Annotated in this window: 26 protein-coding genes; 21 read left to right on the forward strand and 5 right to left on the reverse strand. The window is 64.0% G+C overall.

The window, feature by feature from the left end:
- Positions 1–48: 48 nt before the first annotated feature.
- The 12 genes from frr to lpxB all read left to right on the forward strand — a co-directional run bounded on the left by frr (position 49) and on the right by lpxB (position 11,498).
- A complete protein-coding gene (gene frr / locus ACEWPL_RS02470; RefSeq protein WP_393934762.1) occupies positions 49–612 on the forward strand; it encodes a ribosome recycling factor in 564 nt (187 codons plus the stop codon).
- Positions 612–1,370, forward strand: coding sequence for a polyprenyl diphosphate synthase (uppS, locus tag ACEWPL_RS02475; protein WP_393934761.1), 759 nt, complete (start codon positions 612–614; stop codon positions 1,368–1,370). The genes frr and uppS overlap by 1 nt, the downstream gene beginning before the upstream one ends.
- Positions 1,370–2,155, forward strand: a complete 786-nt coding sequence (locus tag ACEWPL_RS02480) for a phosphatidate cytidylyltransferase (protein WP_393934760.1) — start codon at positions 1,370–1,372, stop codon at positions 2,153–2,155. Before uppS ends, ACEWPL_RS02480 begins: the two co-directional genes overlap by 1 nt.
- Positions 2,152–3,321, forward strand: coding sequence for a 1-deoxy-D-xylulose-5-phosphate reductoisomerase (dxr, locus tag ACEWPL_RS02485; RefSeq protein WP_393934759.1), 1,170 nt, complete (start codon positions 2,152–2,154; stop codon positions 3,319–3,321). Before ACEWPL_RS02480 ends, dxr begins: the two co-directional genes overlap by 4 nt.
- Before the next feature lie 41 nt (positions 3,322–3,362).
- Positions 3,363–4,709, forward strand: a complete 1,347-nt coding sequence (rseP, locus tag ACEWPL_RS02490) for an RIP metalloprotease RseP (RefSeq protein ID WP_393934758.1) — start codon at positions 3,363–3,365, stop codon at positions 4,707–4,709.
- Between the two features lie 160 nt (positions 4,710–4,869).
- On the forward strand, positions 4,870–5,001 hold the full coding sequence (locus ACEWPL_RS02495; RefSeq protein ID WP_393934757.1) for a hypothetical protein: 132 nt from the start codon (positions 4,870–4,872) through the stop codon (positions 4,999–5,001).
- A 138-nt stretch (positions 5,002–5,139) separates the two neighbouring features.
- A complete protein-coding gene (gene bamA, locus ACEWPL_RS02500; protein ID WP_393934756.1) occupies positions 5,140–7,497 on the forward strand; it encodes an outer membrane protein assembly factor BamA in 2,358 nt (785 codons plus the stop codon).
- Complete coding sequence (locus ACEWPL_RS02505; protein WP_393934755.1) at positions 7,497–8,183, forward strand: OmpH/Skp family outer membrane protein; 687 nt, start codon at positions 7,497–7,499, stop codon at positions 8,181–8,183. Before bamA ends, ACEWPL_RS02505 begins: the two co-directional genes overlap by 1 nt.
- 94 nt (positions 8,184–8,277) lie before the next feature.
- Positions 8,278–8,742 (forward strand): 3-hydroxyacyl-ACP dehydratase FabZ, encoded by a 465-nt coding sequence (gene fabZ, locus ACEWPL_RS02510; RefSeq protein WP_393934754.1) that lies wholly within the window; start codon positions 8,278–8,280, stop codon positions 8,740–8,742.
- On the forward strand, positions 8,739–9,533 hold the full coding sequence (gene lpxA, locus ACEWPL_RS02515; RefSeq protein WP_393934753.1) for an acyl-ACP--UDP-N-acetylglucosamine O-acyltransferase: 795 nt from the start codon (positions 8,739–8,741) through the stop codon (positions 9,531–9,533). Before fabZ ends, lpxA begins: the two co-directional genes overlap by 4 nt.
- Positions 9,534–9,537: 4 nt before the next feature.
- Positions 9,538–10,347: an LpxI family protein gene (locus ACEWPL_RS02520; protein ID WP_393934752.1), complete on the forward strand. Its 810-nt coding sequence runs from the start codon at positions 9,538–9,540 to the stop codon at positions 10,345–10,347.
- Positions 10,344–11,498 carry a lipid-A-disaccharide synthase gene (lpxB, locus tag ACEWPL_RS02525; protein WP_393934751.1) on the forward strand — a complete coding sequence of 385 codons (1,155 nt, stop codon included), beginning with the start codon at positions 10,344–10,346 and terminating at the stop codon, positions 11,496–11,498. Before ACEWPL_RS02520 ends, lpxB begins: the two co-directional genes overlap by 4 nt.
- Before the next feature lie 10 nt (positions 11,499–11,508).
- Here the strand turns inward: lpxB and mnmA are convergent, their stop codons facing one another.
- Positions 11,509–12,654 carry a tRNA 2-thiouridine(34) synthase MnmA gene (gene mnmA / locus ACEWPL_RS02530; protein ID WP_393934750.1) on the reverse strand — a complete coding sequence of 382 codons (1,146 nt, stop codon included), beginning with the start codon at positions 12,652–12,654 and terminating at the stop codon, positions 11,509–11,511.
- Positions 12,655–12,837: 183 nt separating this feature from the next.
- Here mnmA and sciP point away from each other — a divergent pair, with 183 nt between their 5' ends.
- The 5 genes from sciP to ACEWPL_RS02555 all read left to right on the forward strand — a co-directional run bounded on the left by sciP (position 12,838) and on the right by ACEWPL_RS02555 (position 18,807).
- Positions 12,838–13,116 carry a CtrA inhibitor SciP gene (gene sciP / locus ACEWPL_RS02535; protein ID WP_393934749.1) on the forward strand — a complete coding sequence of 93 codons (279 nt, stop codon included), beginning with the start codon at positions 12,838–12,840 and terminating at the stop codon, positions 13,114–13,116.
- A 92-nt stretch (positions 13,117–13,208) separates the two neighbouring features.
- Entirely contained in the window at positions 13,209–13,925 is a 717-nt protein-coding gene (ctrA, locus tag ACEWPL_RS02540) for a response regulator transcription factor CtrA (protein WP_393934748.1), read from the forward strand.
- Positions 13,926–14,199: 274 nt separating this feature from the next.
- Positions 14,200–16,449 (forward strand): NAD-dependent DNA ligase LigA, encoded by a 2,250-nt coding sequence (gene ligA / locus ACEWPL_RS02545; RefSeq protein ID WP_393934747.1) that lies wholly within the window; start codon positions 14,200–14,202, stop codon positions 16,447–16,449.
- Positions 16,446–18,572 carry an ATP-dependent DNA helicase RecG gene (gene recG, locus ACEWPL_RS02550; protein ID WP_393934746.1) on the forward strand — a complete coding sequence of 709 codons (2,127 nt, stop codon included), beginning with the start codon at positions 16,446–16,448 and terminating at the stop codon, positions 18,570–18,572. Before ligA ends, recG begins: the two co-directional genes overlap by 4 nt.
- 103 nt (positions 18,573–18,675) lie before the next feature.
- On the forward strand, positions 18,676–18,807 hold the full coding sequence (locus ACEWPL_RS02555) for a hypothetical protein (protein WP_393934745.1): 132 nt from the start codon (positions 18,676–18,678) through the stop codon (positions 18,805–18,807).
- A 220-nt stretch (positions 18,808–19,027) separates the two neighbouring features.
- On the opposite strand, the gene ACEWPL_RS02560 is transcribed toward ACEWPL_RS02555, so the two are convergent.
- Positions 19,028–19,468, reverse strand: coding sequence for an iron-sulfur cluster assembly scaffold protein (locus tag ACEWPL_RS02560; RefSeq protein WP_393934744.1), 441 nt, complete (start codon positions 19,466–19,468; stop codon positions 19,028–19,030).
- Positions 19,469–19,535: 67 nt separating this feature from the next.
- On the opposite strand from ACEWPL_RS02560, the gene hisI reads away from it, so the two are divergent.
- Positions 19,536–19,898, forward strand: coding sequence for a phosphoribosyl-AMP cyclohydrolase (gene hisI / locus ACEWPL_RS02565; RefSeq protein ID WP_393934743.1), 363 nt, complete (start codon positions 19,536–19,538; stop codon positions 19,896–19,898).
- Positions 19,899–19,928: 30 nt separating this feature from the next.
- Here the strand turns inward: hisI and gluQRS are convergent, their stop codons facing one another.
- The 3 genes from gluQRS to ACEWPL_RS02580 all read right to left on the reverse strand — a co-directional run bounded on the left by gluQRS (position 19,929) and on the right by ACEWPL_RS02580 (position 23,372).
- Entirely contained in the window at positions 19,929–20,801 is an 873-nt protein-coding gene (gene gluQRS, locus ACEWPL_RS02570) for a tRNA glutamyl-Q(34) synthetase GluQRS (protein WP_393934742.1), read from the reverse strand.
- A gap of 48 nt (positions 20,802–20,849) precedes the next feature.
- A complete protein-coding gene (gene trmFO / locus ACEWPL_RS02575) occupies positions 20,850–22,196 on the reverse strand; it encodes a methylenetetrahydrofolate--tRNA-(uracil(54)-C(5))-methyltransferase (FADH(2)-oxidizing) TrmFO (protein WP_393934741.1) in 1,347 nt (448 codons plus the stop codon).
- A 390-nt stretch (positions 22,197–22,586) separates the two neighbouring features.
- A complete protein-coding gene (locus ACEWPL_RS02580; protein ID WP_393934740.1) occupies positions 22,587–23,372 on the reverse strand; it encodes an enoyl-CoA hydratase in 786 nt (261 codons plus the stop codon).
- Positions 23,373–23,430: 58 nt separating this feature from the next.
- On the opposite strand from ACEWPL_RS02580, the gene ACEWPL_RS02585 reads away from it, so the two are divergent.
- From ACEWPL_RS02585 to rpsI, 3 genes are all read left to right on the forward strand, one after another.
- The gene (locus tag ACEWPL_RS02585) at positions 23,431–23,865 is read left to right on the forward strand and encodes a PaaI family thioesterase (RefSeq protein ID WP_393934739.1); all 435 of its coding nucleotides are present in this window, start codon (positions 23,431–23,433) and stop codon (positions 23,863–23,865) included.
- Between the two features lie 184 nt (positions 23,866–24,049).
- Positions 24,050–24,514, forward strand: coding sequence for a 50S ribosomal protein L13 (gene rplM, locus ACEWPL_RS02590; protein WP_393934738.1), 465 nt, complete (start codon positions 24,050–24,052; stop codon positions 24,512–24,514).
- Positions 24,514–24,996 (forward strand): 30S ribosomal protein S9, encoded by a 483-nt coding sequence (gene rpsI, locus ACEWPL_RS02595; protein WP_393934737.1) that lies wholly within the window; start codon positions 24,514–24,516, stop codon positions 24,994–24,996. Before rplM ends, rpsI begins: the two co-directional genes overlap by 1 nt.
- Positions 24,997–25,007: the final 11 nt, after the last annotated feature.

Consider the following 25,007-nt stretch of genomic DNA (forward strand, 5'->3'; position numbering starts at 1 on the left):
TGACACCCGCGCCTGCGGGTCCGACTGAGTGCAAGAGGATACATCATCATGGCCGACGATATCGAAATCGACACAGCCGATCTGGAACGGCGGATGGAGGGCGCGATCGTGTCGCTCAAGACCGAATTCGCGTCCCTGCGGACGGGCCGCGCTTCGGCCTCCATGCTGGAGCCGGTGATGGTCGATGCCTATGGCGCGCAGACGCCAATCAACCAGGTCGGCACTGTCAACGTGCCCGAGCCGCGCATGGTGACCATCAACGTCTGGGACAAGGGCCTGGTCAACAAGGTCGAGAAGGCCATCCGCGAAAGCGGCCTTGGCATCAACCCGCAGATGAATGGCACCATCATCATGCTGCCCATCCCCGAGCTGAACGAGGAGCGCCGCCGCGAGCTGACCAAGGTGGCCTCGAACTACGCCGAGCATGCCCGCGTCGCCGTGCGCAACGTGCGCCGCGATGGTATGGATCAGATCAAGAAGGCCAAGAATGACGGCATGTCCGAGGATGACCAGAAATTCTGGGAGACCGAGGTGCAGGATCTGACCAACAAGTTCATTGCCCGCGTGGATGAAACGCTCGAGACCAAGCAGGCGGAGATCATGCAGGTTTGATGTTCGGGCGCAGCGATACAGCCGAAACCGGGCCGAAAGCTCCGGCCAGTGATGGGCTTCGGGGGCCGCGTCATGTGGCTGTCATCATGGATGGGAATGGCCGTTGGGCGCAGGCACGCGGTCGTCCACGCCTCTTTGGCCACCACGCGGGCGCCAAGCGCGTGCGCGAGATCGTCAATGCCTGCCCCGATCTGGGCGTGAAGTATCTGACGGTTTTCGCCTTTTCGACCGAGAACTGGAAGCGCACGCAGACTGAGGTCGCGGGCCTGATGAGCCTCTTTCGCCGCTATATTGCCAAGGAGGCCCGCGCATTGCGTGACGAGGGCGTGCGCGTGCGGTTCATCGGTGACCGGGTTCGTTTGGATGCCAAGTTGATCGCGCTGATGGACGAGCTGGAAGAGCTGACCGAGCGCAATGACCGCATCCATCTGACCATCGCGCTGAATTACGGCAGCCGCGACGAGGTGAGCCGCGCGATCAAGGAACTGGCCGGCGATGTCGCCGCGGGCAAGCTGAGCCCTGACGAGGTCGATGAGGAAACCCTGACCCGATACCTGGATACACGGGTTCTGCCTGATCCCGATCTGGTCATTCGCACCTCGGGTGAGGCGCGGATTTCGAACTTCCTGCTATGGCAATCGGCCTACGCGGAGTATGAATTTGTCGATACGCTCTGGCCCGACTTCACCAAGGACATTTTCGCCGGCATCGTTAGCGCCTATGGCGTGCGTGACCGGCGCTATGGAGGAACTCGCTGATGGCCCCCCGCACGGAACGCTGGGCGGATTTGAATGTGCGCCTGATCTCGGCGGCGGTGATGATCGCAATCGGTGCGGTCGAGGTCTGGCTGGGCGGCGCGCCCTTCATGGTGGCAATCTGGGTACTGGGCGGACTCATGGTCTGGGAATTGGCGCGGATGCTGGGCGGATATGCCTGGGCGCCGGGCATGGGCATCATCGCGGGCGTCTCACTGGCGCTGGCCTGGCTGGTGCCCGTGTGGGTCGCGCTGCCGGGCCTTGTCGCTATCGCCGTTTTCGGCGCGTGGCAACTGGCCGCCCGGCGGGTTCTCTTCGGCAGTTTCGCCGCAGCAACTTTGCTGGCCTGCCACGCGGCGGTGCTGTTGCGCATCGAGGCCGGAATGGGCTGGCTGCTCTGGGTCGTATGCGTGGTCGTGGCCACGGATGTGGCCGGCTACATGGCTGGTCGCTCGCTGGGCGGGCCGAAATTCTGGCCCGCCATCAGCCCTAAGAAAACCTGGAGCGGCACCATCGCCGGGTGGCTGGCAGCCGCTCTGATGGGGCTGGCCTTCGGTCTCTACTTCGGTGTCGGATCGGGCCTCATATTGGTCTCGCTGGTTATTTCGGTCGCTGGGCAGGCGGGCGACATCTGGGAGAGTTGGATCAAGCGACGCGTCGGCGTCAAGGACAGCTCGAACCTCATCCCCGGCCATGGCGGCGTCCTGGACCGCTTTGACGCGATGCTGGGCGCGACCTTGGTTACGGGCGTGCTGTGGCTCTTTGGACTGCTGCCGGGGATCGCATGAGGCGTGTCAGTATTCTGGGGGCGACAGGCTCGATCGGGCAGAACACGCTCGACCTGATCCGGCGCGCGCCGGATGACTTTCAGATCGTCGCGCTGACCGGAGGGCAGAGCATCGCCCAGCTGGCGCAGGACGCGCGAGAGTTTCGTGCCAAACTGGCGGTGACCGCTGATCCCGCGCGGCTGGACGATCTGCGGGCCGCACTGGCGGGCAGCGACGTTCGCGCCGCAGCGGGCGAAGCGGCGCTGATCGAGGCGGCGGAACTGCCCGCTGACTGGATCATGTCGGCCATCGTGGGCGCGGCGGGCCTTGCGCCGGGCCTTGCCGCGCTGTGGCAGGGCACGACCCTCGCGCTGGCCAACAAGGAATCGCTGGTGGCCGCCGGTCCGCTGATGATGGCGACCGCCGCCGCCCATGGCGCGCGCATCCTGCCCGTCGACAGCGAGCATTCGGCCATCTTCCAGGCGCTGGTGGGCGAGGATCGGGCCGCGGTCAATCGCGTCGTCATCACCGCCTCTGGCGGGGCGTTCCGCGACCGCCCGCTGAGCGATCTGGCGCATGTCACGGTGGCCGAGGCGTCGCAGCATCCCAATTGGGACATGGGCCAGAGGATCACGATCGATTCGGCGTCGATGTTCAACAAGGCGCTGGAAGTCATTGAGGCCAAGGAGTTTTTCGATCTGGATCCAAACCAGATCGAAGTGCTGGTGCATCCGCAATCCACCATTCACGCGCTGGTCGGCTTTGTCGATGGCGCTCTCATGGCCCATGTCGGCCCGCCGGACATGCGCCACGCCATCGGCTATGCGCTGCACTGGCCCGAGCGGCGCGCGCTGCCGATCGAGCGGCTGGATCTGGCGGCTTTGGGCCGTCTCGATTTCGCACACCCGGACCCGGCGCGATATCCGGCGCTGGACCTCGCGCGGCAGGTGATGAGAGCAGGCGGTCATGCGGGCGCGGTGTTCAATGCCGCCAAGGAGCGCGCGCTGGATCACTTCATCGCCGGGCGCACCGGCTTTCTTCAGATGAGCGATCTGGTGGCGCGTGCCCTCGATGAGGTCGGCGGCAGCCAAGGCTTTGCCAAAGGCTGCGACGAGATCACGCTTGAAAGCGTGGGGCGCTGGGACCACCTTACACGTCAACATATAGACCGGCTGATCGCCGCCTGAGGGCAGGCGAGGCAGGTGGCACAGGCAGAATAGGACATTCCTTGGATATTTCCGCGCTACTCCCACAATTCGGCAGCTTTATCGGGGTCATTGCCGCTTTCGTCGTTGCGCTGTCAGTGATCGTCGCGATCCATGAATACGGCCATTACATCGTGGGCCGCTGGTCGGGCATCAAGGCCGAGGTTTTCTCCCTGGGCTTTGGCCCGGTCCTCTTCTCACGCATGGACAAGCACGGCACGCGCTGGCAACTGGCAGCATTGCCTTTCGGCGGTTACGTGAAATTCCTGGGCGATGCGGATGCGGCCAGCGGCAAGGATGCCGAGGCGATGGCCGCCACTCCGCCCGAACGGCTGCGCCAGACCATGCACGGCGCGCCGCTCTGGGCGCGGACAGCGACGGTTGCGGCGGGGCCGATTTTCAATTTCGTGCTGTCGATCCTGATCTTTGCGGGCGTCATGATGGTGCAGGGCAAGATGGCCGAGCCGCTGCAGATCGGCGCGCTCAAGCCGCTGCCCGCGCAGGGGATCGAACTGCGCCCCGGTGACACGGTGTTGGATGTCGCCGGTGCGGACGTACCGGGCTATGAGGACCGCAATGCGTTCGATGCTTTCTCGGACGCGCTGCCTGACCGGCAGGTTATGGAGTACCGCGTCCTGCGGGACGGGTCTGAAACGACCGTGGCGGGGCCGCATCCCTTGCCCCCGATCGTGACGCAGCTGGCGCCGCAATCGGCATCCTACCGCGCTGGGATGAAACTGGGCGACGTGATTACCGCGGTGAACGGCAATGACATCTCGTCCTTCACGCAGCTCAAGGATATCGTCGAGGCATCTGACGGCGCGCCGCTCGCCCTGCAGGTCTGGCGCGCGGGCGAAACGGTGGATCTGGAGCTGACGCCCCGCCGCACGGACGAGCCCCAGGAGGATGGCGGTTACGCCACCGTCTGGCGGATCGGGATCGCGGGCGGCTGGGCCTTTGATCCGGGAACCGAGAGGATGGGTCCCCTCGCGGCGCTTGGCACGGGTGTGCAGCAGACATATGCCGTCGCTGCCGGGTCGCTCAGCGGGCTTTACTACATGGTCACGGGCGCAATCAGCAGCTGTAACATGTCGGGGCCCATCGGGATCGCGCAGGCCTCGGGGGCGATGGCGAGCCAGGGCGCCGAGAATTTCATCTGGTTCATCGCCGTCCTGTCGACCGCCGTAGGCCTGCTGAATCTCTTTCCCGTGCCGGTTCTGGATGGCGGACACCTGGTTTTCTACGCTTATGAGGCGGTGGCCGGAAAGCCGCCCAGCGACGGGGCGCTTCGGGTGATGATGACCATCGGTCTGACGCTGATCCTCAGCCTGATGCTCTTTGCGCTCTTTAACGACATCTGGTGTCCATAGCCCAAAAGGGCTACGGGCGGCACATCATATGGCGTGACTTTGCGGCAACTGGTGATATGCCTACTTTTTGCCACAATATTGCGCCGTTCCTGGCATAATGCGCTGCCATAATCCTCGGTGACGCGCCCGAATCTGAAGGGGCGCCTGACTGGACCGAGGGATGAAACCCGTGCAAAATACAATCGGATTCAAAGGCTTCGGCCTCTTCATCGATCTCAATATTGATCGTTTTCTGGTGCCGGGCGCATTGGCGGCCGCGCTTTTCCTGGCGGCATTCATCAGCTCATTCTGACCATGGGGCGCCCTCGGCGCCGCCATCTTGTTCATGCCGCCAGCGCACCATGTCGGTTCGCGGCGGCATTGGCGTTTTGACAAGCCATCCCTGACCCGTTACTGAAATTCGTAATAGGGTATTTGACCGGGTGGTATCATGAAATTGTCGAAGTTCCCGCGCGCGGCGCGCCTCATGCTGTTGTCCTTGCATGGCAGGGTTGCTGACACCGGGCAGGGGCGTTCGGCCTTCGTGAGTGCAATCTGCACCGCCTTGATCGCATTGACCTTTTCGCTCATGCCCGCCGGGGCCGAGGCGCAGTCCTACCGCTTTACCAATGTGGCGATCGAAGGCAACCAGCGGATCGAGTCCGGCACGATCCTGACCTATGCGGGAATCGGGCGGGGCGAGACCGTTTCGGCGGGCGAGTTGAACGAGGCATACCAGCGCATTCTGAACAGCGGTCTTTTCGAGGAAGTGGCGATCACGCCGCGCGGAAACACCCTGGAAATTCGCGTGATCGAATACCCGACGATCAGCAAGATCGCCTTCGAGGGCAACACCCGCATCGACGACGAAGACCTCGTCGGTCAGATCGAGAGCGCGCCGCGCCAAGTCTACAACCCGGCCAAGGCCGAGCGCGATGCCGCCACCATCATCGACGCCTATGCCGCCAGTGGCCGCAGCGCTGCGCGCGTCAGCCCCAAGGTCATCCGCCGCAGCGACAACCGCGTCGATCTGGTCTTCGAGATTTTCGAGGGCAAGAAGATCGAGGTGCAGCGCCTCAGTTTTGTCGGGAACCGCGCCTATTCGGATCGCCGCCTGCGCCGCGTCGTTGAAAGCAAGCAGGCGGGCCTCTTCCGCGCGCTGGTCAACCGTGACACGTTCGTTCAGGACCGGATTGAGTTCGACAAGCAGCTGCTGGCCGATTTCTACGCCGCCCGGGGCTATGTCGATTTCCGTGTGACCGGCACCAATGCCGAGTTGGCGCGCGAGCGTGACACCTATTTCGTGACCTTCAATATCCAGGAAGGTCAGCAGTTCCGCTTTGGCAATATCACGACGATTAGCGAGCTGCCGAACGCGAATGCTGCCGAGTATCAGGCTGCGCTCAAGGTCAAGCCGGGCCAGATCTATACACCGACGCAGGTGGAAAACTCGATCGCCCGGATGGAACGCCTTGGCGTGCGCAATGGCGTCGATTTCCTGCGGGTCGAGCCGCGCATCACTCGCAATGATCGTGACCTGACGCTGGACGTCGAATTCGCGCTGGTCCGCGGCCCGCGCATCTTTGTCGAGCGCATCGATATCGAGGGCAACACGACCACGCTCGACCGCGTGATCCGCCGCCAATTCGACACTGTTGAGGGCGATCCGTTTAACCCGCGCGAGATCCGCGAAGCCGCCGAGCGCATCCGCGCGCTGGACTATTTCGAGACCGCCGAGGTAGATGCCCGCGAAGGATCGACGCCCGATCAGGTGCTAGTCGACGTGAACGTCGAAGAAAAAAGCACCGGCTCGCTGTCCTTCGGCGCCTCCTATTCCACCAGCAGCGGCGTCGGCTTCTCGATTGGTTTCTCCGAGCGCAACTTCCTCGGACGGGGTCAGCGCCTCTCGGCGCAGATTGCGGCCAGTGCCGACCAGGCCAACTACCGCCTCAGCTTTGTCGAGCCTGCTTTCCTGGGCCGCGATGTGGCCTTCGGCCTCGATTTCGGGCTGGTCGAGACGGAAGACGACTTCGCGTTCTATGACACGACCATCGGCACGTTCCGGCCCAGCCTGACCTTCCCTGTCAGCGAGAATGGTCGTCTCTCGCTGCTCTATAGCGCTGCCTACAAAGACATGAGCAACTACACCGGCACAAGCGGCATTCTGGCAACCGAGGTTGCGCGCGGTGACGAGTGGGCCAGCGGTGTGGGTTATGAATACACCTATGACACGCGCCGCACAGGCCTGAACCCCAATGCCGGTGTCCTGCTGTCCTTCGGGCAGGAGTTCTACGGCATCGGCGGCGATCAGGAGTATATCAAGACCTCGGCCCGTGCCATCGCTCAAACCAAGGTGCTGAACGAAGAGCTGACGCTCCGCGCCACGCTTGAAGGTGGCGCGCTGAACTTCACCGGCAGCGAAGATAGTCGTGCGGTTGACCGCTACTCGGGCCAGATCATCCGCGGGTTCGAGCCGAACGGCATCGGCCCCCTCGAGAATAACGAGCAACTCGGCGGTAACTATTATGCCGCGCTTAAGTTCGATGCGGAATTCCCGCTGGGCCTTCCGGATGAATACGGGATCACGGGCGGTGCCTTCTACGACATTGGCGCGCTGTGGGATGTAGACACGACAGGCGCCACCGGCGTGGTCTCTTCGACCGGCTTCAACGCGCGGCACGCGGTTGGTGTGTCCGTGATCTGGGAGTCGCCCTTTGGTCCGCTGCGGTTCAACTTCTCGCATGCGCTCAAGAAAGAGCCGGGCGACAATACGCAGTCGTTTGACCTGTCGATCGCCTCGACCTTCTGATGAGACGCCGCAGCCAGTCGGGCTGGGGCGCGGTGGTGGTGCTGGCGGTCGTCCTTACAGGTGCCGCGCCCGCCGTGGCTCAGGCGCAGGATGTGGGCACCATCCAGAGCGAGATTCTGGTGCTGGACCCGGATCGGCTGTTTTCCGGCACCCAGGTGGGGCAGCGCCTGACCGACCAATACCAGGCCGAACGAGACGCTCTCATTGCCAACAACCGCGAGCTTGAGGCCGAACTGCGCGCCGAAGAACAGGCGCTGACCGAAGCGCGCAAGACAATGACCGCCAGCGAGTTTCGCGCCGAGGCGGATGCATTCGACGACAAGGTCCGCTCGATCCGGGCCGAGAATGACCGCAAAGCCCGCGATCTGGAGCGCGGCCGCGAATTGGCGCCCCTCAGCCTGATGCGCATGGCCGAGCCTATCCTGGTTCAGGTGATGCGCGACACTGGCGGCAAGATCATCCTGGACAACCGGCAGGTTCTGCTGCGCGCGGATGCGATCGATATTACGGATATTGCCATTGCGCGCATCGATGCCGCGATTGGCGACGGGTCCAGCACGAGTCCCGATCCGGAGCTCCGGACGCCGGACGGGGAGACCAGTGACGATGGCGGCGACGGGGGCGAAGCCAGCCCCGACGTGCCTGCACCAGAGAACCCTGCTACGCTGCCCGAGGCCGCCGAATAGGCGGGCGCGCCTTGCTCCGCTCGGGCCGAGTTGGTAAAGCGAGGCCTGATACCGCTCGCCATGCCGCGCCCCGATGGCGCCTGAAAGGACATTGATGACCCAGCCGCTCGCCACCGCCGATATCCACATGATCCAGCGGCTGATCCCGCATCGCTATCCGTTTTTGTTGATCGACAAGGTGCGCGATATCGACGGTTATCAATCGGCGGTCGGCGTCAAGAACGTCACCATGAACGAGCCGCATTTCCAGGGCCATTTCCCGTCCAAGCCGATCATGCCCGGCGTCACCATCGTCGAGGCGATGGCCCAGACGGCGGCGGTAATGGTGGGCACTGCGCTTGAGATGCAGGACAAGAACATGCTGGTCTATTTCATGGCCATCGACAAATGCAAGTTCCGCCGCATGGTCGTGCCCGGTGATGTCTTGGAGATGCACCTGACCACGCAGCGCGGCAAGCCGGGCGGCAAGGTCTGGAAATTCGCCGGCGTGGCGAGTGTGGATGGCGAGATGGCTTGTGAGGCCGAGTTCACCGCCATGATGGACCTCGGCGCCGCATGAGTGACAGCTCCATCCATTCCAGCGCGGTGATCGAGCCGGGCGCGCAAATCGGTGCTGGCTGCAGTATCGGGCCGTTCTGCCATATCGGCCCGGACGTGGTGCTGGGCGATGGCGCAACCCTGAAAAGCCATGTGGTCCTTACTGGCCAGACGGTGATCGGACCCGAGGCGACCATCTACTCCTTTGCCTGCATCGGCGAAGTGCCGCAGGATCTGAAGTTTCAGGGGGAAAAGACCCGGCTTGAGATTGGCGCGCGCGCGCGCATCCGCGAGCATGTGACGATCAATACCGGAACCGCAGGCGGCGGCGGGGTGACCTTGGTGGGCGATGATTGCCTGCTGATGGCAGGCTGCCATGTGGCCCATGACGTGCGCATCGGCAACCGCGTGATCATAGTGAACAATGCAGCGCTGGCCGGACATTGCGTGGTCGAGGATGATGTGATCATCGGCGGCCTCTCGGGTGTACACCAGTTCGTGCGCATCGGGCGCGGGGCGATCATTGGCGCGGTCACGATGGTGACGAATGACGTCATTCCCTACGGTCTGGTGCAGGCGCCGCGCGGCGTGCTGGACGGGCTGAACCTGGTGGGGCTCAAGCGGCGCGGTGTCGGGCGCTCGGACATCACGGCGCTGCGTGCGGCGTTCCAGATGCTGGCGCAGGGCGAGGGCACCTTTCAGGAGCGTGCCCGCCGGATGGGCGGTGAGAGCGACAGCAAATATGTCGGGCAGATCGTCGAGTTTGTGACCGGGGTCAGCGACCGGTCGTTCCTGACGCCAGGACAGGGTTAGGCGCATGGCGGGGCAGCTGGCCATCCTCGCCTGCGGCGGCGCGCTTCCGGTTCTGCTGGCACGGGCGCATCCGGAGGCGCTTCATTTCACGCTGCGCGGCGTGCCGAGCGAATTGACGGCGACTGCGCAGGAATTTCCCCTTGAGCAAATTGGTGCTCTTTTTGCGGCGATGAAGTCAGCGGGCGTGACCCGCATGGTCTTTGCCGGATCGCTGGTGCGCCCGTCGCTGAACCCGGCCGAGTTCGACGCGGAAATGGCGCGGCTTGCCCCTGGCCTGATGGCGGCGATTCCCCAGGGTGATGATGCGCTCCTTCGCTTTGTGATCGGTATGTTCGAAGAGCAGGGGTTTGAGGTGCTCGGCGCGCATGATCTTTTGCCGGGCCTTACCGTCGAGGCGGGGCTCGCCGTTGGCCCCGCGCCCAGCGACGCCGAGCTGGCCGATGCCGCGCGCGCGGCGCATATCCTTGCCGAAATCTCACCCCTCGACATCGGGCAGGGCTGCGCGGTGGCCGGGGGGCAGTGCCTCGGGATCGAGACGGTGCAAGGCACGGATGCCTTGCTGGCCTATGTGGCGCAAACGCCTGACGCGCTGCGGCGCGGTCAGCGGGGCGTCTATGTCAAGGCGCCGAAGCGCGGGCAAGACCTGCGGATCGACATGCCGACGGTTGGCCCCTCGACGATGGATGCGGTGGCCGATGCCGGGCTCGCTGGGCTGGTTTTGGCGGCCGAGGCCGTTGTAATTCTGGATCGTGAGAATGCGTTGGATCGCGCAGCGGCGCGCGGAATTTTCGTCATATCCCAGGCGCTTGCATGAAGGTCTTCATCCTTGCGGGTGAGGCGTCAGGCGATCGGCTTGGCGCGGCGTTGATGGCCGGCCTGCGCCAGTTGGGGGAGGTCGAGTTCGAGGGCGTCGGCGGGCCGCTGATGCAGGCCGAGGGGATGCAGAGCCTGTTCCCCATGGACGAGCTGAGCGTCATGGGCATCACCGAGGTGCTGCCGAAATACCGCCATCTCAAACGCCGGATCCGTGAGACTGCCGAGGCCGCCCTTGCCAGCGACGCCGACGTGATGATCACCATCGACAGCCCGGATTTCTCGCTGCGTGTCGCCGCGCTGGTGAAGGCCCGAAGTGAGCTGAGAACGGTGCATTACGTCGCGCCCTCGGTCTGGGCCTGGCGCGCGGGCCGGGCGGCAAAGATGGCCAAGGTGATCGACCACGTTCTGGCCCTTCTGCCGTTTGAGCCGCCCTATATGGAAGCTGCCGGAATGGAATGCGATTTCGTTGGCCATCCGGTGGTGAGCGAGCCGCAAGCGACCGAGGCGGAAATCGACGATTTCCGGGCGCGCCACGATCTGGGCGATGCGCCCGTGATGCTGGTGCTGCCGGGCTCGCGCAAGGGCGAGGTCGCGCGCCTCGGGCCGATCTTTGGCCGCGCACTTGCGCCGGTTCTCGAGCGTCATACGGATCTGCGACTGGTCGTCCCAACCACGGCGTATGTCGCGCCGCTCTTGCGGGGCATTGTCGCGGAGTGGCCGGCAAGGCCGGTGATCCTTGATCCGTCTGACATGAAAAGCGACGCGTATAAGTCGGAAAAGGCAGCAGCTTTTGGCGCCGCCTCCGGTGCGCTTGCGGCGTCCGGCACAGTCTCGCTCGAACTGGCGGCCAGTGCGACGCCGATGGTCATCGCCTATGATGTCAGCTGGATCAGCCGCCAGATCATCGCCATGATGCTGCGGATCGACACGCTGACCTTGGTCAACCTCGTGAGCGAGACGCGCGCCATTCCCGAATGCAACGGCAAGCATTGCAACCCGCCCGAGATTGCGGCGGCGCTGCTGAAAATGCTGGACGCGCCGGGCACGCAGATGGAGGCGATGGCGCTGACCATGGAGCGGCTGGGGCGAGGTGGCGAGGCACCGGGACTACGTGCGGCGCGCGCAGTTCTGAGGGGCCTTGGGCACTAAATCTACGGGATCAATAGCCGCGCCAGATCCAGCCGCCGCCCAGAATGCGGCTGCCGCCCGTCTCGTAGAATACGCAGGCCTGTCCGGGGGATACACCCTCTTCCGGCGTCAAAAGCTCGACCTCGGCGGTGGTTGCCGAAAGCGGACGGATCACGGCCTCGCGCGGCGCGCGGGTCGAGCGGACCTTGACCGAGACCTGCCGTTCGGGAACGGAGTCGAACGGCTCATCCCCCAGCCAGTTGATCTCGCGGACCGGCACGATCGCAGTGCTTAGCATTTCCTTGGGTCCGACGATGACGCGCCGCGCCTCGACGTCCAGCTTGACCACGTAAAGCGGCGTCTCCAGCCCACCGATGCCAAGGCCGCGGCGCTGGCCGACCGTGTAATGCAGCACGCCATCATGCTGGCCCAGAACATTTCCTTCGGTATCCACGATCTCGCCCGGCTCGGCCGCGCCGGGGCGCAGTTTTTCGATCACCGAGGCATAGTTGCCGTTGGGAACAAAGCAGATGTCCTGGCTGTCGGGCTTGTCGGCCACGCTCAGCCCATATTTCGCCGCCAGCGCGCGGGTCGCGTCTTTGGAAGGCAGGTGGCCCAGAGGAAAGCGCAGATAGTCCAGCTGCTCGGGCGTCGTGGAGAACAGGAAATAGGACTGATCGCGATTCGCATCGGCCGCCGAGTGGAGCTCGGGTCCGCTCTCACCCATCTTGCGTTGGATGTAGTGGCCTGTGGCCATGCAGTCGGCGTCAAGATCGCGCGCGGTCTCGAGCAGATCCTTGAACTTGACCCGTTCGTTGCAACGGATGCAGGGCACCGGGGTCGCGCCCGCAAGGTAGCTGTCGGCAAACTCGTCGATCACCGCTTCTTTGAAGACATTCTCATAGTCGAGCACGTAATGCGGAAACCCCATCTCCTCCGCGACGCGGCGCGCATCGTGGATATCGAGGCCCGCGCAGCAGGCGCCCTTCTTGGCCAGCGCCGCGCCGTGGTCATAAAGCTGAAGCGTGACGCCGACCACGTCATAGCCTTCTTCGGCCAGCTGCGCCGCCACGACCGAACTGTCGACGCCGCCCGACATGGCGACGACGACGCGCGTTTCGGACTCGGGCTTGGCAAAGCCGAGCGAATTGATGCGGGGGGCGGTATCGAGGGGCATGATGCGGAGTCCGTTTGCGTCTTTGATCGCTCACATAGTGGTTCGGGCGGCAGAACGCAAAACGCTTTGGCGTGAATTCGCAAGCGCGGTTTAGGTAAATGCAAGGTATTTCGCGTGCCGCGTTTCAGCCGGTGTTAAGAGGCAGCGCCCATTTTGATCCTCGGTTTTGTGAGGATATGAGAGATGTACCTGAAAAAAGTCGATTGCCCGCGCGCCGTCACCTTGCCCGACGGCGGCACCATGACACAGGCCGATCTGCCGCCAAGGGACACGGTGCGCTGGGTTGCCTCGCGCAAGCTGGCCGTAGTGCGCGGCGTGCTCTACGGCCTTATAACACAAGGCGATGCGTGCAAACGCTATAACCTGAGCGAGGAGGAGTTTTCCGAATGGGTCCGCGCGGTTTCCGTGCATGGCGAAGGGGCATTGAAAGCCACTGCTCTGAAAATGTATAGACAACCCTGAATTGTATTCGCTAAATGTTCGCCTACGGTAACTTGTAGTTAACCAATTTTGGTCAGGTTGGACAAAAGAGATCCTGTTGCGGAGAAAAGCGAATGCGTATCCTTCTGGTCGAAGATGATCCCACCACATCGAAAAGCATCGAATTGATGCTGACTCATGCCAATCTCAACGTCTACACAACGGAGCTGGGCGAGGAGGGGATCGATCTGGCCAAGCTCTATGATTATGACCTCATCCTGCTGGATCTGGGCCTGCCGGACATGACGGGCCATGATGTGCTGCGCCAATTGCGTCTGGCGCGGATCGAGACGCCCATCCTGATCCTCTCTGGCGCGGACGATACGGACAGCAAGATCAAGGGTTTCGGCTTTGGCGCGGATGACTATCTGACCAAACCGTTCCACCGCGAGGAATTGGTGGCGCGCATCCATGCGATCATCCGCCGCTCCAAGGGGCATTCTCAATCAGTCATTCGCACCGGCCTGATCAACGTTAACCTCGATGCCAAGACAGTGGATGTCGCGGGTAAGGCGGTGCATCTGACCGGCAAGGAATACCAGATGCTGGAACTGCTTAGCCTGCGCAAGGGCACGACCCTGACAAAGGAGATGTTCCTGAACCACCTTTATGGCGGTATGGACGAGCCCGAGTTGAAGATCATCGATGTCTTCATCTGCAAGCTGCGCAAGAAGCTGAGCGAGGCGACAGGCGGCGACAGCTATATCGAGACGGTCTGGGGCCGCGGCTATGTCCTGCGCGATCCCGAGCCGTCGGAAGTGGACAATCAGCGTCTGGCAATCGGCGCCTGAGGTCTCCACGGGAAACGGATGAGGCGGGCGCAGGAGTGCCCGCTCGGTGACTGCTCTATCAGCGGCAACGACGCGTTTCCCGGCAACCGGGTGCCCAAGCCGGATACGGCAGGCGTCCTCACCGCTCGGTGCCACCAAACTACTCATATCGCCTCATAATGCAGATCCCGGACGCTCCGGCGACTCTCGCGACTGGACCTCTCCACAGGCTCGCCCTATCACAAGAGCGACGAGGTTGGTCCGGTGCACCGGACCGCACAGCATGAGGGCAAGGATGCAGGACGCGCGCGCTGTCGAGAGTTTGACCGAGGATGAGGCGCGGGCCGAGCTGGAACGGCTATCGCAGGAACTTTTGAAGGCAAATCTCGAGTATCATGCCGAGGATGCGCCGACCCTGAGCGATGCCGAGTACGACCGCCTCAAGGCGCGTAACAGCGAGATAGAGGCCCGGTTTCCCAGCCTGAAACGCGCGGATAGCCCCAGCGATATGGTCGGGGCGGCGCCATTGGGCCGGTTTGGAAAGGTCACGCATGCGCAGCGGATGATGTCGCTGGGCAACGCCTTTGACGCGGCCGAGATCAACGAGTTTGACGATAGGATTCGCAAGTATCTGGGAATGAGCGCGTCGGAGCCACTGACCTACACGGCCGAGCCCAAGATCGACGGGCTGAGCCTGTCTTTGCGTTATGAGGGCGGGGTACTGACACAGGCGGCCACGCGCGGGGATGGCACGGTGGGCGAGAACGTGACCGCCAATGCGCGCACCATCAACAGCATCCCCGAGCGTCTGGAGGGCGCGCCGGACATCCTGGAAGTGCGCGGCGAGGTCTATATGACCCATGCCGATTTCGAGGCGCTGAACCAAAGGCAGGAAGAGGCGGGCGCCAAGATATTTGCCAACCCGCGCAATGCCGCTGCCGGTTCGCTGCGCCAGCTTGATGCTGAGATAACCCGCTCACGCCCGCTTGCCTTTTTCGCCTATGCCTGGGGCGAGGTCACCGCACCGCTTGCCGCGACACAGATGGAGGCGGTCTTGCAGCTGGGGCAGCTGGGATTTTCGGTAAACCCGCTGACGGAACTTTGCGACGATGTCGATGGGCTTCTGGCGCATTACGCCATGATCGAACAGCAGCGCGCGAGCCTTGGCTACGATATCGACGGCGTCGTCTACAAGGTTGACGATCTGGATCTACAGCGCCGGCTGGGCTATCGCAGCACCACCCCCCGCTGGGCGATCGCGCATAAATTTCCCGCCGAGCTGGCCTGGACGCGCCTTGAGGATATCGAGATCAATGTGGGACGCACCGGGGCGCTCAGCCCGGTCGCGCGGCTGTCCCCTGTAACAGTCGGCGGCGTCGTCGTCAGCAATGCGACCTTGCACAATGAGGACTACATCGCCGGGCGCGCCAGCGACGGAAGCGAAATTCGGGGCGGCAAGGATATCCGCGTGGGCGATTGGGTGCAGGTCTATCGCGCGGGCGACGTCATCCCCAAAGTCGCGGATGTCGATCTGTCCAAACGGCCCGAAGGTGCGGAACCTTTCGTTTTCCCTCATATATGCCCCGAATGCGGATCTGATGCGATCCGCGAGGATGGGGATGCGGTGCGGCGCTGCACCGGCGGCCTTGTCTGCCCCGCGCAAGCGATGGAAAAGCTGAAGCATTTTGTCAGCCGGGGCGCCTTCGATATCGAGGGCCTGGGGGCCAAGCAGATCGAAATGTTCTATGCCGATGGTCAATTGCCCATTCGCACCCCGGCGGATATCTTTACGCTTGAGGCGCGCGATGCGGCCAACCTGACCAAGCTGGCAAATCGCGACGGATGGGGCGAGACGAGCGCGCGCAACCTCTTTGCCGCGATTGACGAGCGGCGGCGGGTGCCCCTGGCTCGGCTGCTGTTCGGTTTGGGTATCCGCCATGTGGGCGAAGTGGCGGCGACCGATCTGGCGCGTCATTTCGGTAGCTGGCAGGCTCTGGCCCGCGCGGTCGAGGCTGCGGCGCCGGCGGCGGTCTGTCATCTGCGCGCCGATGCAGCCGAAGCAGGAGAGCGCGCGCGTGCTGCCGATGAAGGACGCCGTGCCCGGATCAAGCCAGCGCGGGACGCCGAATGGAAGGGCTGCGATACAGCGGCCCGGGCCGCATGGGACGATCTGATCGGTATTGACGGTATCGGCGCCACGGTCGCCGCCTCCCTCGTAACGGTGTTCGGGCAGACGGCCGAGCGGGCCAGCATAGAGAGACTGGTGGAGCATCTGACGATCGAGGATGCCGCCGCGCCGCGCGTGTCTGACAGCCCGGTCGCGGGCAAGACCGTCGTCTTTACCGGCACGCTGGAAAAAATGACTCGCGCAGAGGCCAAGGCGCGCGCCGAGGCGCTTGGCGCCAAGGTCTCGGGCAGTGTGTCGTCCCGCACGGATATCCTGATCGCGGGCCCAGGCGCAGGCTCGAAAGCGGACAAGGCCGCCGAGCTTGGGATCGAGACGATGGATGAGGACGCCTGGCTGGCGTTGATCGGCGGCGCATGAGCGAGACTGGCTCCAGCGCGCCGCCAAGTTCCCCCAAGGGGCGGCCACCGGCGCTGTTCCCGCTCTTCGCGGGGATCGAAACCTTGCAGGGCGTTGGCCCGAAATCGGCCAAGCTGCTGGCCGCGCTGCGCATCGAAAAGCCCGTGGACCTCTTGCTGACGCTGCCCCATTCGGGGATCGACAGGCGCAAACGGTCCAGCGTTCTGGGCGCGGACCTGCCCGGCCATGTTACCGTGGAGGCGGTGATCGGCCCGCATCATCCGCCCGCGCGGCGCGGCGGCGCCTACCGTATCTCGGCAGAGGATTCGCAGACGACCTTCCAGATCGTCTTTTTCCATGCCCATGACGAGTATCTGCACCGGATCCTGCCCACCGGCGCGCGGCGCGTGCTGTCCGGCAAGGTCGAGCTGTTCGATGGCGTGCCCCAGATGGTGCATCCTGATCATGTGCTCCCGCCCGAAGAGGCCGATGATATCCCGGATTTCGAGCCGGTCTATCCGCTGACCGCGGGCCTCACGCAGGGCGTCATGCGCAAGGCGGCTGCGGCGGCCCTGTCGCGTGCGCCGGAACTGGCGGAGTGGATTGACCCGGGCCAGAAGGCGCATGAGGGCTGGCCCGATTGGGCGGCGGCGCTGCACATGGCTCACTCGCCGCAATCGATGGCCGAGCTGGGCGCAACCCACCCGGCGCGGCTGCGACTCGCCTATGATGAATTGATGGCGCATCAGCTGACGCTGGCCCTGGCGCGCACGCAGTTAAAGCGCAGCAAGGGGCGCGGCACAGCAGGGACGGGCGCGCTGCGCGAGCGTGTGTTGGCGGCGCTGCCCTATAGCCCAACAGGCGCGCAGAGCCGGGCCACCCAGGAAATCGCACAGGACATGGCCCGCGAGGTGCGGATGAACCGCCTGCTTCAGGGCGATGTCGGGGCGGGCAAGACGCTGGTGGCGCTGAACGCGCTGCTGATCGCGGTAGAGGCGAGCGGGCAGGGCGTGATGATGGCCCCGACCGAGATCCTGGCGCGGCAACATCTGGAGGGGCTGCGCCCACTGGCGGAAAGCGCCGGTGTGGTGCTGGAGATCCTTACCGGGCGCGACAAGGGGGCCGAGCGGCGCGCCAAGCTGGCGGCACTGGCGGCGGGCGATATCCAGATCCTTGTCGGCACGCATGCCGTCTTTCAGAAGGATGTCGAATTTCACGATCTGCGCCTCGCTATCATAGACGAGCAGCACCGGTTCGGCGTGCGCCAGCGACTGGAGCTGGGGCGCAAGGGCGCTGCGGTGGATGTGCTGGTGATGACCGCGACGCCCATCCCCCGCAGTCTCAGCCTTGCGCAATATGGCGACATGGATGTTAGCGTGCTGGACGAAAAGCCGCCGGGGCGCAAACCCATCGCGACCGCGATGGTCAACATGGCGCGAATGGACGAGGTGGTCGCCAAGCTGGGCCATGCCATCGGCGAGGGGCGGCAGGCGTATTGGGTCTGTCCGCTGGTCGATGAAAGCGAGGTCAGCGATCTCAGCAGCGCCGAAGAGCGGTTCCGCGCCTTGCGTGCGGCGCTTGGCGAGGGACGCGTCGGGCTGGTCCACGGCCAGATGCCCCCCGAGGAGAAGGACGCCGCGATGGCGGCCTTTCAGCGGGGCGAGACATCCGTGCTGGTCGCAACCACGGTGATCGAGGTGGGCGTCGATGTGCCTAATGCCTCGATCATGGTGATCGAGCGCGCCGAAAGTTTCGGCCTTGCGCAGCTCCACCAACTGCGGGGCCGGGTCGGGCGGGGCAGCGCGGCCTCGACCTGCCTTCTGATGTATCAGGCGCCCCTTAGCGAAGCGGGTGAGCGGCGCCTGACAACGATGCGCGATACCGAGGACGGGTTCCGTATCGCCGAGGTTGATCTGGAAATGCGGGGCGCCGGCGACATGATCGGCACCGCGCAATCGGGCCTGCCGCGCTTCCGCATCGCGGATCTGGAAGGGCAGACGGCGCTGATGGCGGTGGCGCAGAGCGACGCGCGCAAGCTGCTGGCCGAAGACCCCGATCTGACCGGACCGCGCGGGCAGGCGGCGCGTGTTCTGCTGTGGCTGATGGAACGCGATCAGGTGATTCGTTTGATTTCAGTGGGTTAGGCGAAAAATTCCGATTTGTTCTCAAATGTTCTCAAAAAGTTCTTTACTTTGGTTAATGGAAGTGAGAACAAAGTGGCAACCGATCCGTTGAGAGGAGGACATGATGATTGACCAGATCAAAACAGCCGCCACGCGCTCGCAAGAGACACTGCTCGGCGATGCCGTTGGCATGGCGGCGCTTGTCGTTCTTCTGATGGGCTGCCTTTACCTGCCAGGCCTTATCCAGGGCTTCTGATTCCGACCGTTTCTGCCTGCGAAATCCCGTGCCTGCGCGCGATTGCATCTCCTGTCCCCAACACCTGATGCGCCCGCGACGACCGACACTGCCTGTCACCGATCGGTTCGGACCCTGCCTGGTTCGAAAGACGCGCCCAGGGTCCCTCATGGGAACACGCATACTTCCGCCGCCATCCAGACCGGATGCGCGGCGGTTTTTTTTGGCAATGGGTGTGAGGTCAGCCGCAGGCGGTCTCGAGCGCCTCGACGGCGGCCTCAAGCGACAGCATGATCGACGCGTGGCGGTTCTTGTACTCCTGCGCGGGCCGCAGGACTTCGAGCCCGTCAAAGGGCGCAGGCGGGGTTGGGCCATCTTCGGTCAGCATCCTTGACAGTGCATCGCGCGCCGCGCGCACCTGATCGGCATCGCAGCCGACAATGGCGCCGCCTACGACGCTGGCCGCCGCCTGACCCAGCGCGCAGGCCTTCACGTCCTGCCCGAAGGCGCTGACCTTGCCGTCCTCGCAACAGACATCCACCGTGACGGTCGATCCGCAGAGCGGAGCGCGCCGCTTGACCGTGGCACCCGGCGCGTCGAGGCGGCGGTGGTTCGGGATATCCGCGGCCAACGCCAGAATGCGCTGCGAGTAAAGCTTGATCATGTCGGTCCTGGCGGTCATGTCTGGTCCCTCAAAGTACTGCGCCTTAGATAAGGCGCGCGCGGCCAGATGCAAAAGGAAAACCCGTATGACTTTCGATCCCGCCAACCTCAGCTATGACGCGCGCGGGCTGATTCCCGCCATCGCGCAGGACGCCGCATCCGGCGAGGTGCTGATGATGGCCTGGATGAATGCCGAGGCGGTGGCTCAGACGTTGAAAACGGGGCGCGTGACCTACTGGTCGCGGTCGCGGCAGGCCTTCTGGATCAAGGGCGAGACGTCGGGCCATGTGCAGAAGTTGGTGGAGTTCCGCGTCGATTGCGACCGAGACTGCCTGCTGCTGAGGATCGAGCAGACGGGGCCGGCCTGCCACACGAACCGGCGCAGTTGCTTCTACACGGTGGTCGAGGATGGCACGGAACGGGTGTCGATGGCGCCGGAAACAAGCTGAGGAATTGAGTATTTTCGCCAAGATGAAGCGCTAGGGCAGGCTCAGCATATCGCGGATCTGCGCGGGGCTGATGCCGTCCGTGCGATACCTCGCGATGGCGCGAGCGTCATCGCGCTTGGCCAGCCGCTTGCCCGCCTTGTCGCGGATGAGGCGGTGGTGATGATAGCCTGGCGTGGGCAAGCCCATAAGACGCTGGAGGATCACATGGATCACCGTTGCCTCGAAGAGGTCGGCACCGCGCGTGACCAACGTGATGCCCTGTGCGGCATCATCCAGCACGACCGAGAGGTGGTAGGAGGTGCCCATCGCAGGGCGCGCGAGAACGATATCCCCAACACCGTTCAGGATATCCGGCCAATCGGCGCGGATGAGCCCCGTCTCGCCCTTGGGTCCGGCGTCGGTTTCGTTGAATTCTGGCGGCGCGTCCAGAACCTGCCGCGCGGCACGCATGTCGAGACGCAGGGCCGCGCCGGGCGGCAGATTGGTGCAGGGCGCCGCGCCCTTGGGCGGGCGGCAGGTTCCGGGATAGACGATGCCGTCCGGACCCAGAAGCGGCGCGCCTTCCTGCGGCGCGCTGGCTGCGGCGGCGATATCGCGGCGCGTGCAGCTGCAGGGATAGGCGAGGCCGCGCTGCATGAGGGAGCGGAGCGCGTCCGTGTAGACGGGCAGGCGGTCTGACTGGCGCATGACCGGGGTGGGCCATGCGAGGCCAAGCCAGGCGAGGTCGTCATAGATCTGCGCCTCCCATTCGGGGCGGCTGCGCGATTGGTCGATATCCTCGATCCGCAGGAGAAACGTGCCGCTCTTCTCTAGTGCCATGTCATGCGCAAGGAGCGCGGAATAGGCGTGGCCAAGATGCAGCGGGCCAGTCGGGGATGGAGCGAAACGTGTGACGAAAGTCATGGAGTTTCGGACCGTTCGGCGGCGATCCTCATGTTGCACAGCATGGGCTCAGGCCGGGCTTTGAGCGAGCCAGCCCCGCCACGCTTCCTTGGCTCGGTCGGTATAGGCCTTGTAGCGATCGGTGCGTCCCCGGCGTCCACCCTTGAGGCCTTCGACCGGGCGGAAGAGGCCAAAATTGACGTTCATCGGTTGAAAGGTCTTGGCCTCGGCGCCGCCTGTGATGTGGTGTATCAGCGCTCCCATGGCGCTGTCCTGGGGCGGGCTGCCCAGTGGCTGGCCGAGAAGGTCCGAGGCGGCGAGGCGCCCCGCCAGAAGGCCCATCGCAGCGGATTCGACGTAGCCCTCGACGCCGGTGATCTGCCCGGCGAAGCGGATATGCGGATGCCTACGCCAGCGCATCTGATCGTCGAGCAAAGTCGGCGAGTTGAGGAACGTGTTGCGGTGAATGCCGCCCAAGCGGGCAAAGCGCGCGTTTTCGAGGCCGGGGATCATGCGCAGCACTTCGGCCTGCGCGCCGTATTTCATCTTGGTCTGGAAGCCGACGATATTATATAGCGTTCCCAGCGCGTTATCCCGGCGCAGCTGGACCACGGCCCAGGGTTTCACGTCCGGCTGATGGGGGTTCGTCAGACCCACAGGCTTCATCGGGCCGTGGCGCAGCGTCTCGCGTCCGCGCTCGGCCATCACCTCGATCGGCAGGCAGCCGTCGAAATAGCCCGCGGTTTCGCCCTCGTGAAACTCGGTCTTGTCTGCGGCCAGTAGCGCGTCGATGAACGCGTCATAGGTCTCGCGGTCCATAGGGCAGTTGAGATAGGCGGTGCGCTCTTCCTCGGTCTCGCCCTTGTCGTAGCGCGATTGCATCCACGCGCGGGACATGTCGATGCTGTCATGGTGGATGATGGGCGCGATGGCGTCGAAGAAGGCCAACGCATCGGCGCCGGTCTCGGCGGCGATCGCCGCGCCGAGGCCGGCGGAGGTCAACGGCCCGGTGGCGATGATCCAGTGGCCGTCCTTGGGGATCTGTGTGATCTCGGCATCCTGAACGGTGATGTTGGGATGCGCGCGCAAGGCTTCGGTGACCGAGGCGGCGAAGGGATCGCGGTCGACGGCCAGTGCCCCGCCGGCGGGCAGGCGGTGCTTGTCCGCTGTCTGCATGATCAGGCCGTTCGCCGCGCGCATTTCCCAATGCAAAAGGCCCACGGCGTTCTGCTCGTCATCGTCCGAACGGAAGGAGTTGGAGCAGACCATCTCGGCCAGATCGCCGCTGCGATGGGCAAAGGTCGCGACCTTGGGGCGCATTTCGTGGATGATGACCTGCACGCCCATATTGGCGGCCTGCCATGCGGCCTCGGACCCGGCCATGCCGCCGCCGACGATATTGAGAACCTGTGTCATAGGCCGGCAGATAGTCCATGCGGAGGCGCATGGAAAGGGGGCAGGTGGGCAGATCCCAAACAGCCGAGCCGGTCAAAAGAAGCATCATCGGATATCGGGGGTGCTCTTCGGGTCACCGCGCCAGGCACGTCTGCGGCCAGAGAGAGGCTGGCCTGGAGGGACATGACTGCGGCGGCGGTGACCCAAGATCTTTCTAAGACGTACCCTGAAACAGTGTGTTTAGGAAGAAGAAATTGAGGGATTGGGGCAGAATAACGGCAAATATGGAGGAAATAGGGCAGTCTTCTGGAAACAGTGGCAATCGAAGGCGGGGATTGGAGAGCTTTCGTAGACGTAGCTGGAAGCATCTGGCCGGCCGGGCTGCGATTCGGGCGAAATTGTGACGATGGGTTACTGCGACCACTCCGGGCTGCGCTTGGCGAGGAAGGCGTTGATCCCCTCGGCGGTATCCTCCATCATCATGTTGGTGGTCATCACGCTGCCCGTGTGGAGATAGGCCTGCTCGACCGGCATCTCGAGCTGTTCGTAGAAAGCGCGCTTGCCGATCCGCACCGCGCCGCCAAGCTTGGCCGCGACGGTTTGCGCCAGGTGCAGCGTCTCATCCTGCAATGCGTCCGGCGCAACGGCGCGGTTGATCAGGCCGATCTCGACCGCGCGATCCGCGTCGACAAAGGCGCCCGTCGTCAGCATCTCGAATGCCTGCTTGCGCGGCACATTGCGGCTGAGCGCGACCATCGGCGTCGAGCAGAAGAGGCCGATATTGACGCCATTGACACCAAAGCGGGTGCCTTGCGCCGCCACGGCCATGTCGCAGGAGGCGACCAGCTGGCATCCGGCAGCGGCGGCGACGCCGTGGACTTCGGCGATGACGGGCTGGGGCAGGGCGCGAATGGCCATCATCACGGCCGAGCAGCGCGCGAAGAGATCGGCGAAATACGCCTGGCCGCCGTCCTCGGCCGCGCGGCCTGCCGTCATCTCCTTGAGGTCATGGCCCGCGCAGAACGCCTTGCCTGCACCCGCAAGGATTACGGCGCGGATGTGCGGTTGACCGTCGAGTGTATCGAATTCGGCCTTGAGGGCGGCCAGCATGGCATCGCTCAACGCATTGAGGCGCTCGGGCGCGTTCAGGGTCAGCCTAGCCACGGCCCCGCTATCGGCTCGCGTGATCATCGCCATCTTGTCGCTCCTTGTGATAGTCGCCTATGTGTAGCGGCGACATGGCGTGGAGGAAAGCATGAACCCCAAGATGACCCTGGCAGAACTGACGGATTTCATGGCGCGCGAATTTCCGCAGGTGGCGCACGATTTCGCCATCGACGATCTGCGCCCCATGCATCTGTCGCTGCGCCTCAAGGTGAAGGAGCTTCACCTGCGCCCCGGCGGCACCGTATCGGGTCCGGCGATCTTTGCACTGGCCGATGTGGGCATGTATCTGGCTGTTCTCAGCATGATCGGCCCCGAAGCGCTGGCCGTGACGACCAATTGCAGCATTGATTTCATGCGCAAGCCGCAGGCCGGAGCCGACATGATCGCCGATGTGCGCCTGCTGAAGCTGGGCCGCGTTCTGGCGGTGGGCGATGCACTGATCCGCTCGGACGGGGCCGACGCGCCCGCAGCGCGCGCCAGCCTCACCTACTCGATCCCGCCGGCGGCGTCCGGGCGGGGCTGAAAACGACCGTTTCCAGCAACTCTGTATGGGGTATTTAAATACCTAATTTTCAGGCCATTGTTTTTGCTATATAAATCGGTGTAAGCGCGTGTTGACGCGGCATGCGCCTGCTATATAACCCGCCCATCACCAAGGGGCAGGCCCAGCTTGCATCTCGTTCGACGTAATCAAGGATTCTGCGGTCATGAAGACATTCTCAGCGACACCGGCGGATATCGACAAGAAATGGATCATCATCGACGCCGAAGGCGTCGTGCTGGGCCGTCTTGCCTCGGTTATCGCCATGCGCCTGCGCGGCAAGCACAAGGCCAGTTTCACCCCCCATATGGACATGGGCGACAACGTCATCGTCATCAACGCCGAGAAGGTCCAACTGACCGGCAAGAAGCGTGACAAGCCGAACTACTGGCACACCGGCCATCCGGGCGGCATCAAATCGCGCACCACGGGCGAGATCCTCGAAGGGAAATTCCCCGAGCGCGTCGTGATGCAGGCGGTCAAGCGCATGCTGCCGGGCAACCGCCTGAGCCGCACGCAGATGACCAATCTGCGCGTCTATGCCGGCGGCGATCACCCCCACGAGGCGCAAAGCCCCGAGGTGCTGGACGTCAAAAACATGAACTCCAAGAACACGCGGGTGGCTTACTGATGGCTGACGAAATCAACTCCCTCGAAGAACTTTCCGCCGTGGCAACCGGCACCCCCGTTCAGGAGGCTGCCCCGCGCGAGCCCGTCCGCGACGAGCTGGGCCGCTCCTACGCGACCGGCAAGCGGAAGGACGCGGTCGCCCGCGTCTGGATCAAGCCCGGCTCCGGCAAGGTCACCGTCAATGGCAAGGAGCTGAACACGTATTTCGCGCGTCCGGTTCTGCAGATGATCCTGCGCCAGCCCTTCACGATCTCGGGGACCGAGGATCAGTTCGACGTGATGGCCACGGTCGTCGGTGGCGGTCTTTCGGGCCAGGCCGGTGCGGTCAAGCACGGCATCTCGAAGGCGCTGCAGCTCTATGATCCCAGCTTGCGCGGTGCGCTGAAGGCGGCAGGTTTCCTGACCCGCGACAGCCGCGTCGTTGAGCGCAAGAAATACGGCCGCCGCAAGGCCCGCCGTAGCTTCCAGTTCTCCAAGCGTTAACACGCACTTGG

Source organism: Roseovarius roseus (genome assembly GCF_043355935.2).
Taxonomy (GTDB): domain Bacteria; phylum Pseudomonadota; class Alphaproteobacteria; order Rhodobacterales; family Rhodobacteraceae; genus Roseovarius; species Roseovarius roseus.

What these genes read in the sequence shown, in the direction of transcription:
- sciP (WP_393934749.1), top strand. Translation starts at nt 12,838, where the DNA reads ATGTACCTGAAAAAAGTCGATTGCCCGCGCGCCGTCACCTTGCCCGAC.
- rplM (WP_393934738.1), top strand. Translation starts at nt 24,050, where the DNA reads ATGAAGACATTCTCAGCGACACCGGCGGATATCGACAAGAAATGGATC.
- ACEWPL_RS02480 (WP_393934760.1), top strand. Translation starts at nt 1,370, where the DNA reads ATGGCCCCCCGCACGGAACGCTGGGCGGATTTGAATGTGCGCCTGATC.
- rpsI (WP_393934737.1), top strand. Translation starts at nt 24,514, where the DNA reads ATGGCTGACGAAATCAACTCCCTCGAAGAACTTTCCGCCGTGGCAACC.
- frr (WP_393934762.1), top strand. Translation starts at nt 49, where the DNA reads ATGGCCGACGATATCGAAATCGACACAGCCGATCTGGAACGGCGGATG.
- recG (WP_393934746.1), top strand. Translation starts at nt 16,446, where the DNA reads ATGAGCGAGACTGGCTCCAGCGCGCCGCCAAGTTCCCCCAAGGGGCGG.
- ligA (WP_393934747.1), top strand. Translation starts at nt 14,200, where the DNA reads ATGCAGGACGCGCGCGCTGTCGAGAGTTTGACCGAGGATGAGGCGCGG.
- ACEWPL_RS02505 (WP_393934755.1), top strand. Translation starts at nt 7,497, where the DNA reads ATGAGACGCCGCAGCCAGTCGGGCTGGGGCGCGGTGGTGGTGCTGGCG.
- trmFO (WP_393934741.1), bottom strand. Translation starts at nt 22,196, where the DNA reads ATGACACAGGTTCTCAATATCGTCGGCGGCGGCATGGCCGGGTCCGAG.
- uppS (WP_393934761.1), top strand. Translation starts at nt 612, where the DNA reads ATGTTCGGGCGCAGCGATACAGCCGAAACCGGGCCGAAAGCTCCGGCC.
- hisI (WP_393934743.1), top strand. Translation starts at nt 19,536, where the DNA reads ATGACTTTCGATCCCGCCAACCTCAGCTATGACGCGCGCGGGCTGATT.
- ACEWPL_RS02580 (WP_393934740.1), bottom strand. Translation starts at nt 23,372, where the DNA reads ATGGCGATGATCACGCGAGCCGATAGCGGGGCCGTGGCTAGGCTGACC.
- ACEWPL_RS02585 (WP_393934739.1), top strand. Translation starts at nt 23,431, where the DNA reads ATGAACCCCAAGATGACCCTGGCAGAACTGACGGATTTCATGGCGCGC.
- fabZ (WP_393934754.1), top strand. Translation starts at nt 8,278, where the DNA reads ATGACCCAGCCGCTCGCCACCGCCGATATCCACATGATCCAGCGGCTG.
- ACEWPL_RS02560 (WP_393934744.1), bottom strand. Translation starts at nt 19,468, where the DNA reads ATGACCGCCAGGACCGACATGATCAAGCTTTACTCGCAGCGCATTCTG.
- gluQRS (WP_393934742.1), bottom strand. Translation starts at nt 20,801, where the DNA reads ATGACTTTCGTCACACGTTTCGCTCCATCCCCGACTGGCCCGCTGCAT.
- bamA (WP_393934756.1), top strand. Translation starts at nt 5,140, where the DNA reads ATGAAATTGTCGAAGTTCCCGCGCGCGGCGCGCCTCATGCTGTTGTCC.
- ACEWPL_RS02520 (WP_393934752.1), top strand. Translation starts at nt 9,538, where the DNA reads ATGGCGGGGCAGCTGGCCATCCTCGCCTGCGGCGGCGCGCTTCCGGTT.
- ACEWPL_RS02495 (WP_393934757.1), top strand. Translation starts at nt 4,870, where the DNA reads ATGAAACCCGTGCAAAATACAATCGGATTCAAAGGCTTCGGCCTCTTC.
- ACEWPL_RS02555 (WP_393934745.1), top strand. Translation starts at nt 18,676, where the DNA reads ATGATTGACCAGATCAAAACAGCCGCCACGCGCTCGCAAGAGACACTG.
- dxr (WP_393934759.1), top strand. Translation starts at nt 2,152, where the DNA reads ATGAGGCGTGTCAGTATTCTGGGGGCGACAGGCTCGATCGGGCAGAAC.
- lpxA (WP_393934753.1), top strand. Translation starts at nt 8,739, where the DNA reads ATGAGTGACAGCTCCATCCATTCCAGCGCGGTGATCGAGCCGGGCGCG.
- lpxB (WP_393934751.1), top strand. Translation starts at nt 10,344, where the DNA reads ATGAAGGTCTTCATCCTTGCGGGTGAGGCGTCAGGCGATCGGCTTGGC.
- mnmA (WP_393934750.1), bottom strand. Translation starts at nt 12,654, where the DNA reads ATGCCCCTCGATACCGCCCCCCGCATCAATTCGCTCGGCTTTGCCAAG.
- ctrA (WP_393934748.1), top strand. Translation starts at nt 13,209, where the DNA reads ATGCGTATCCTTCTGGTCGAAGATGATCCCACCACATCGAAAAGCATC.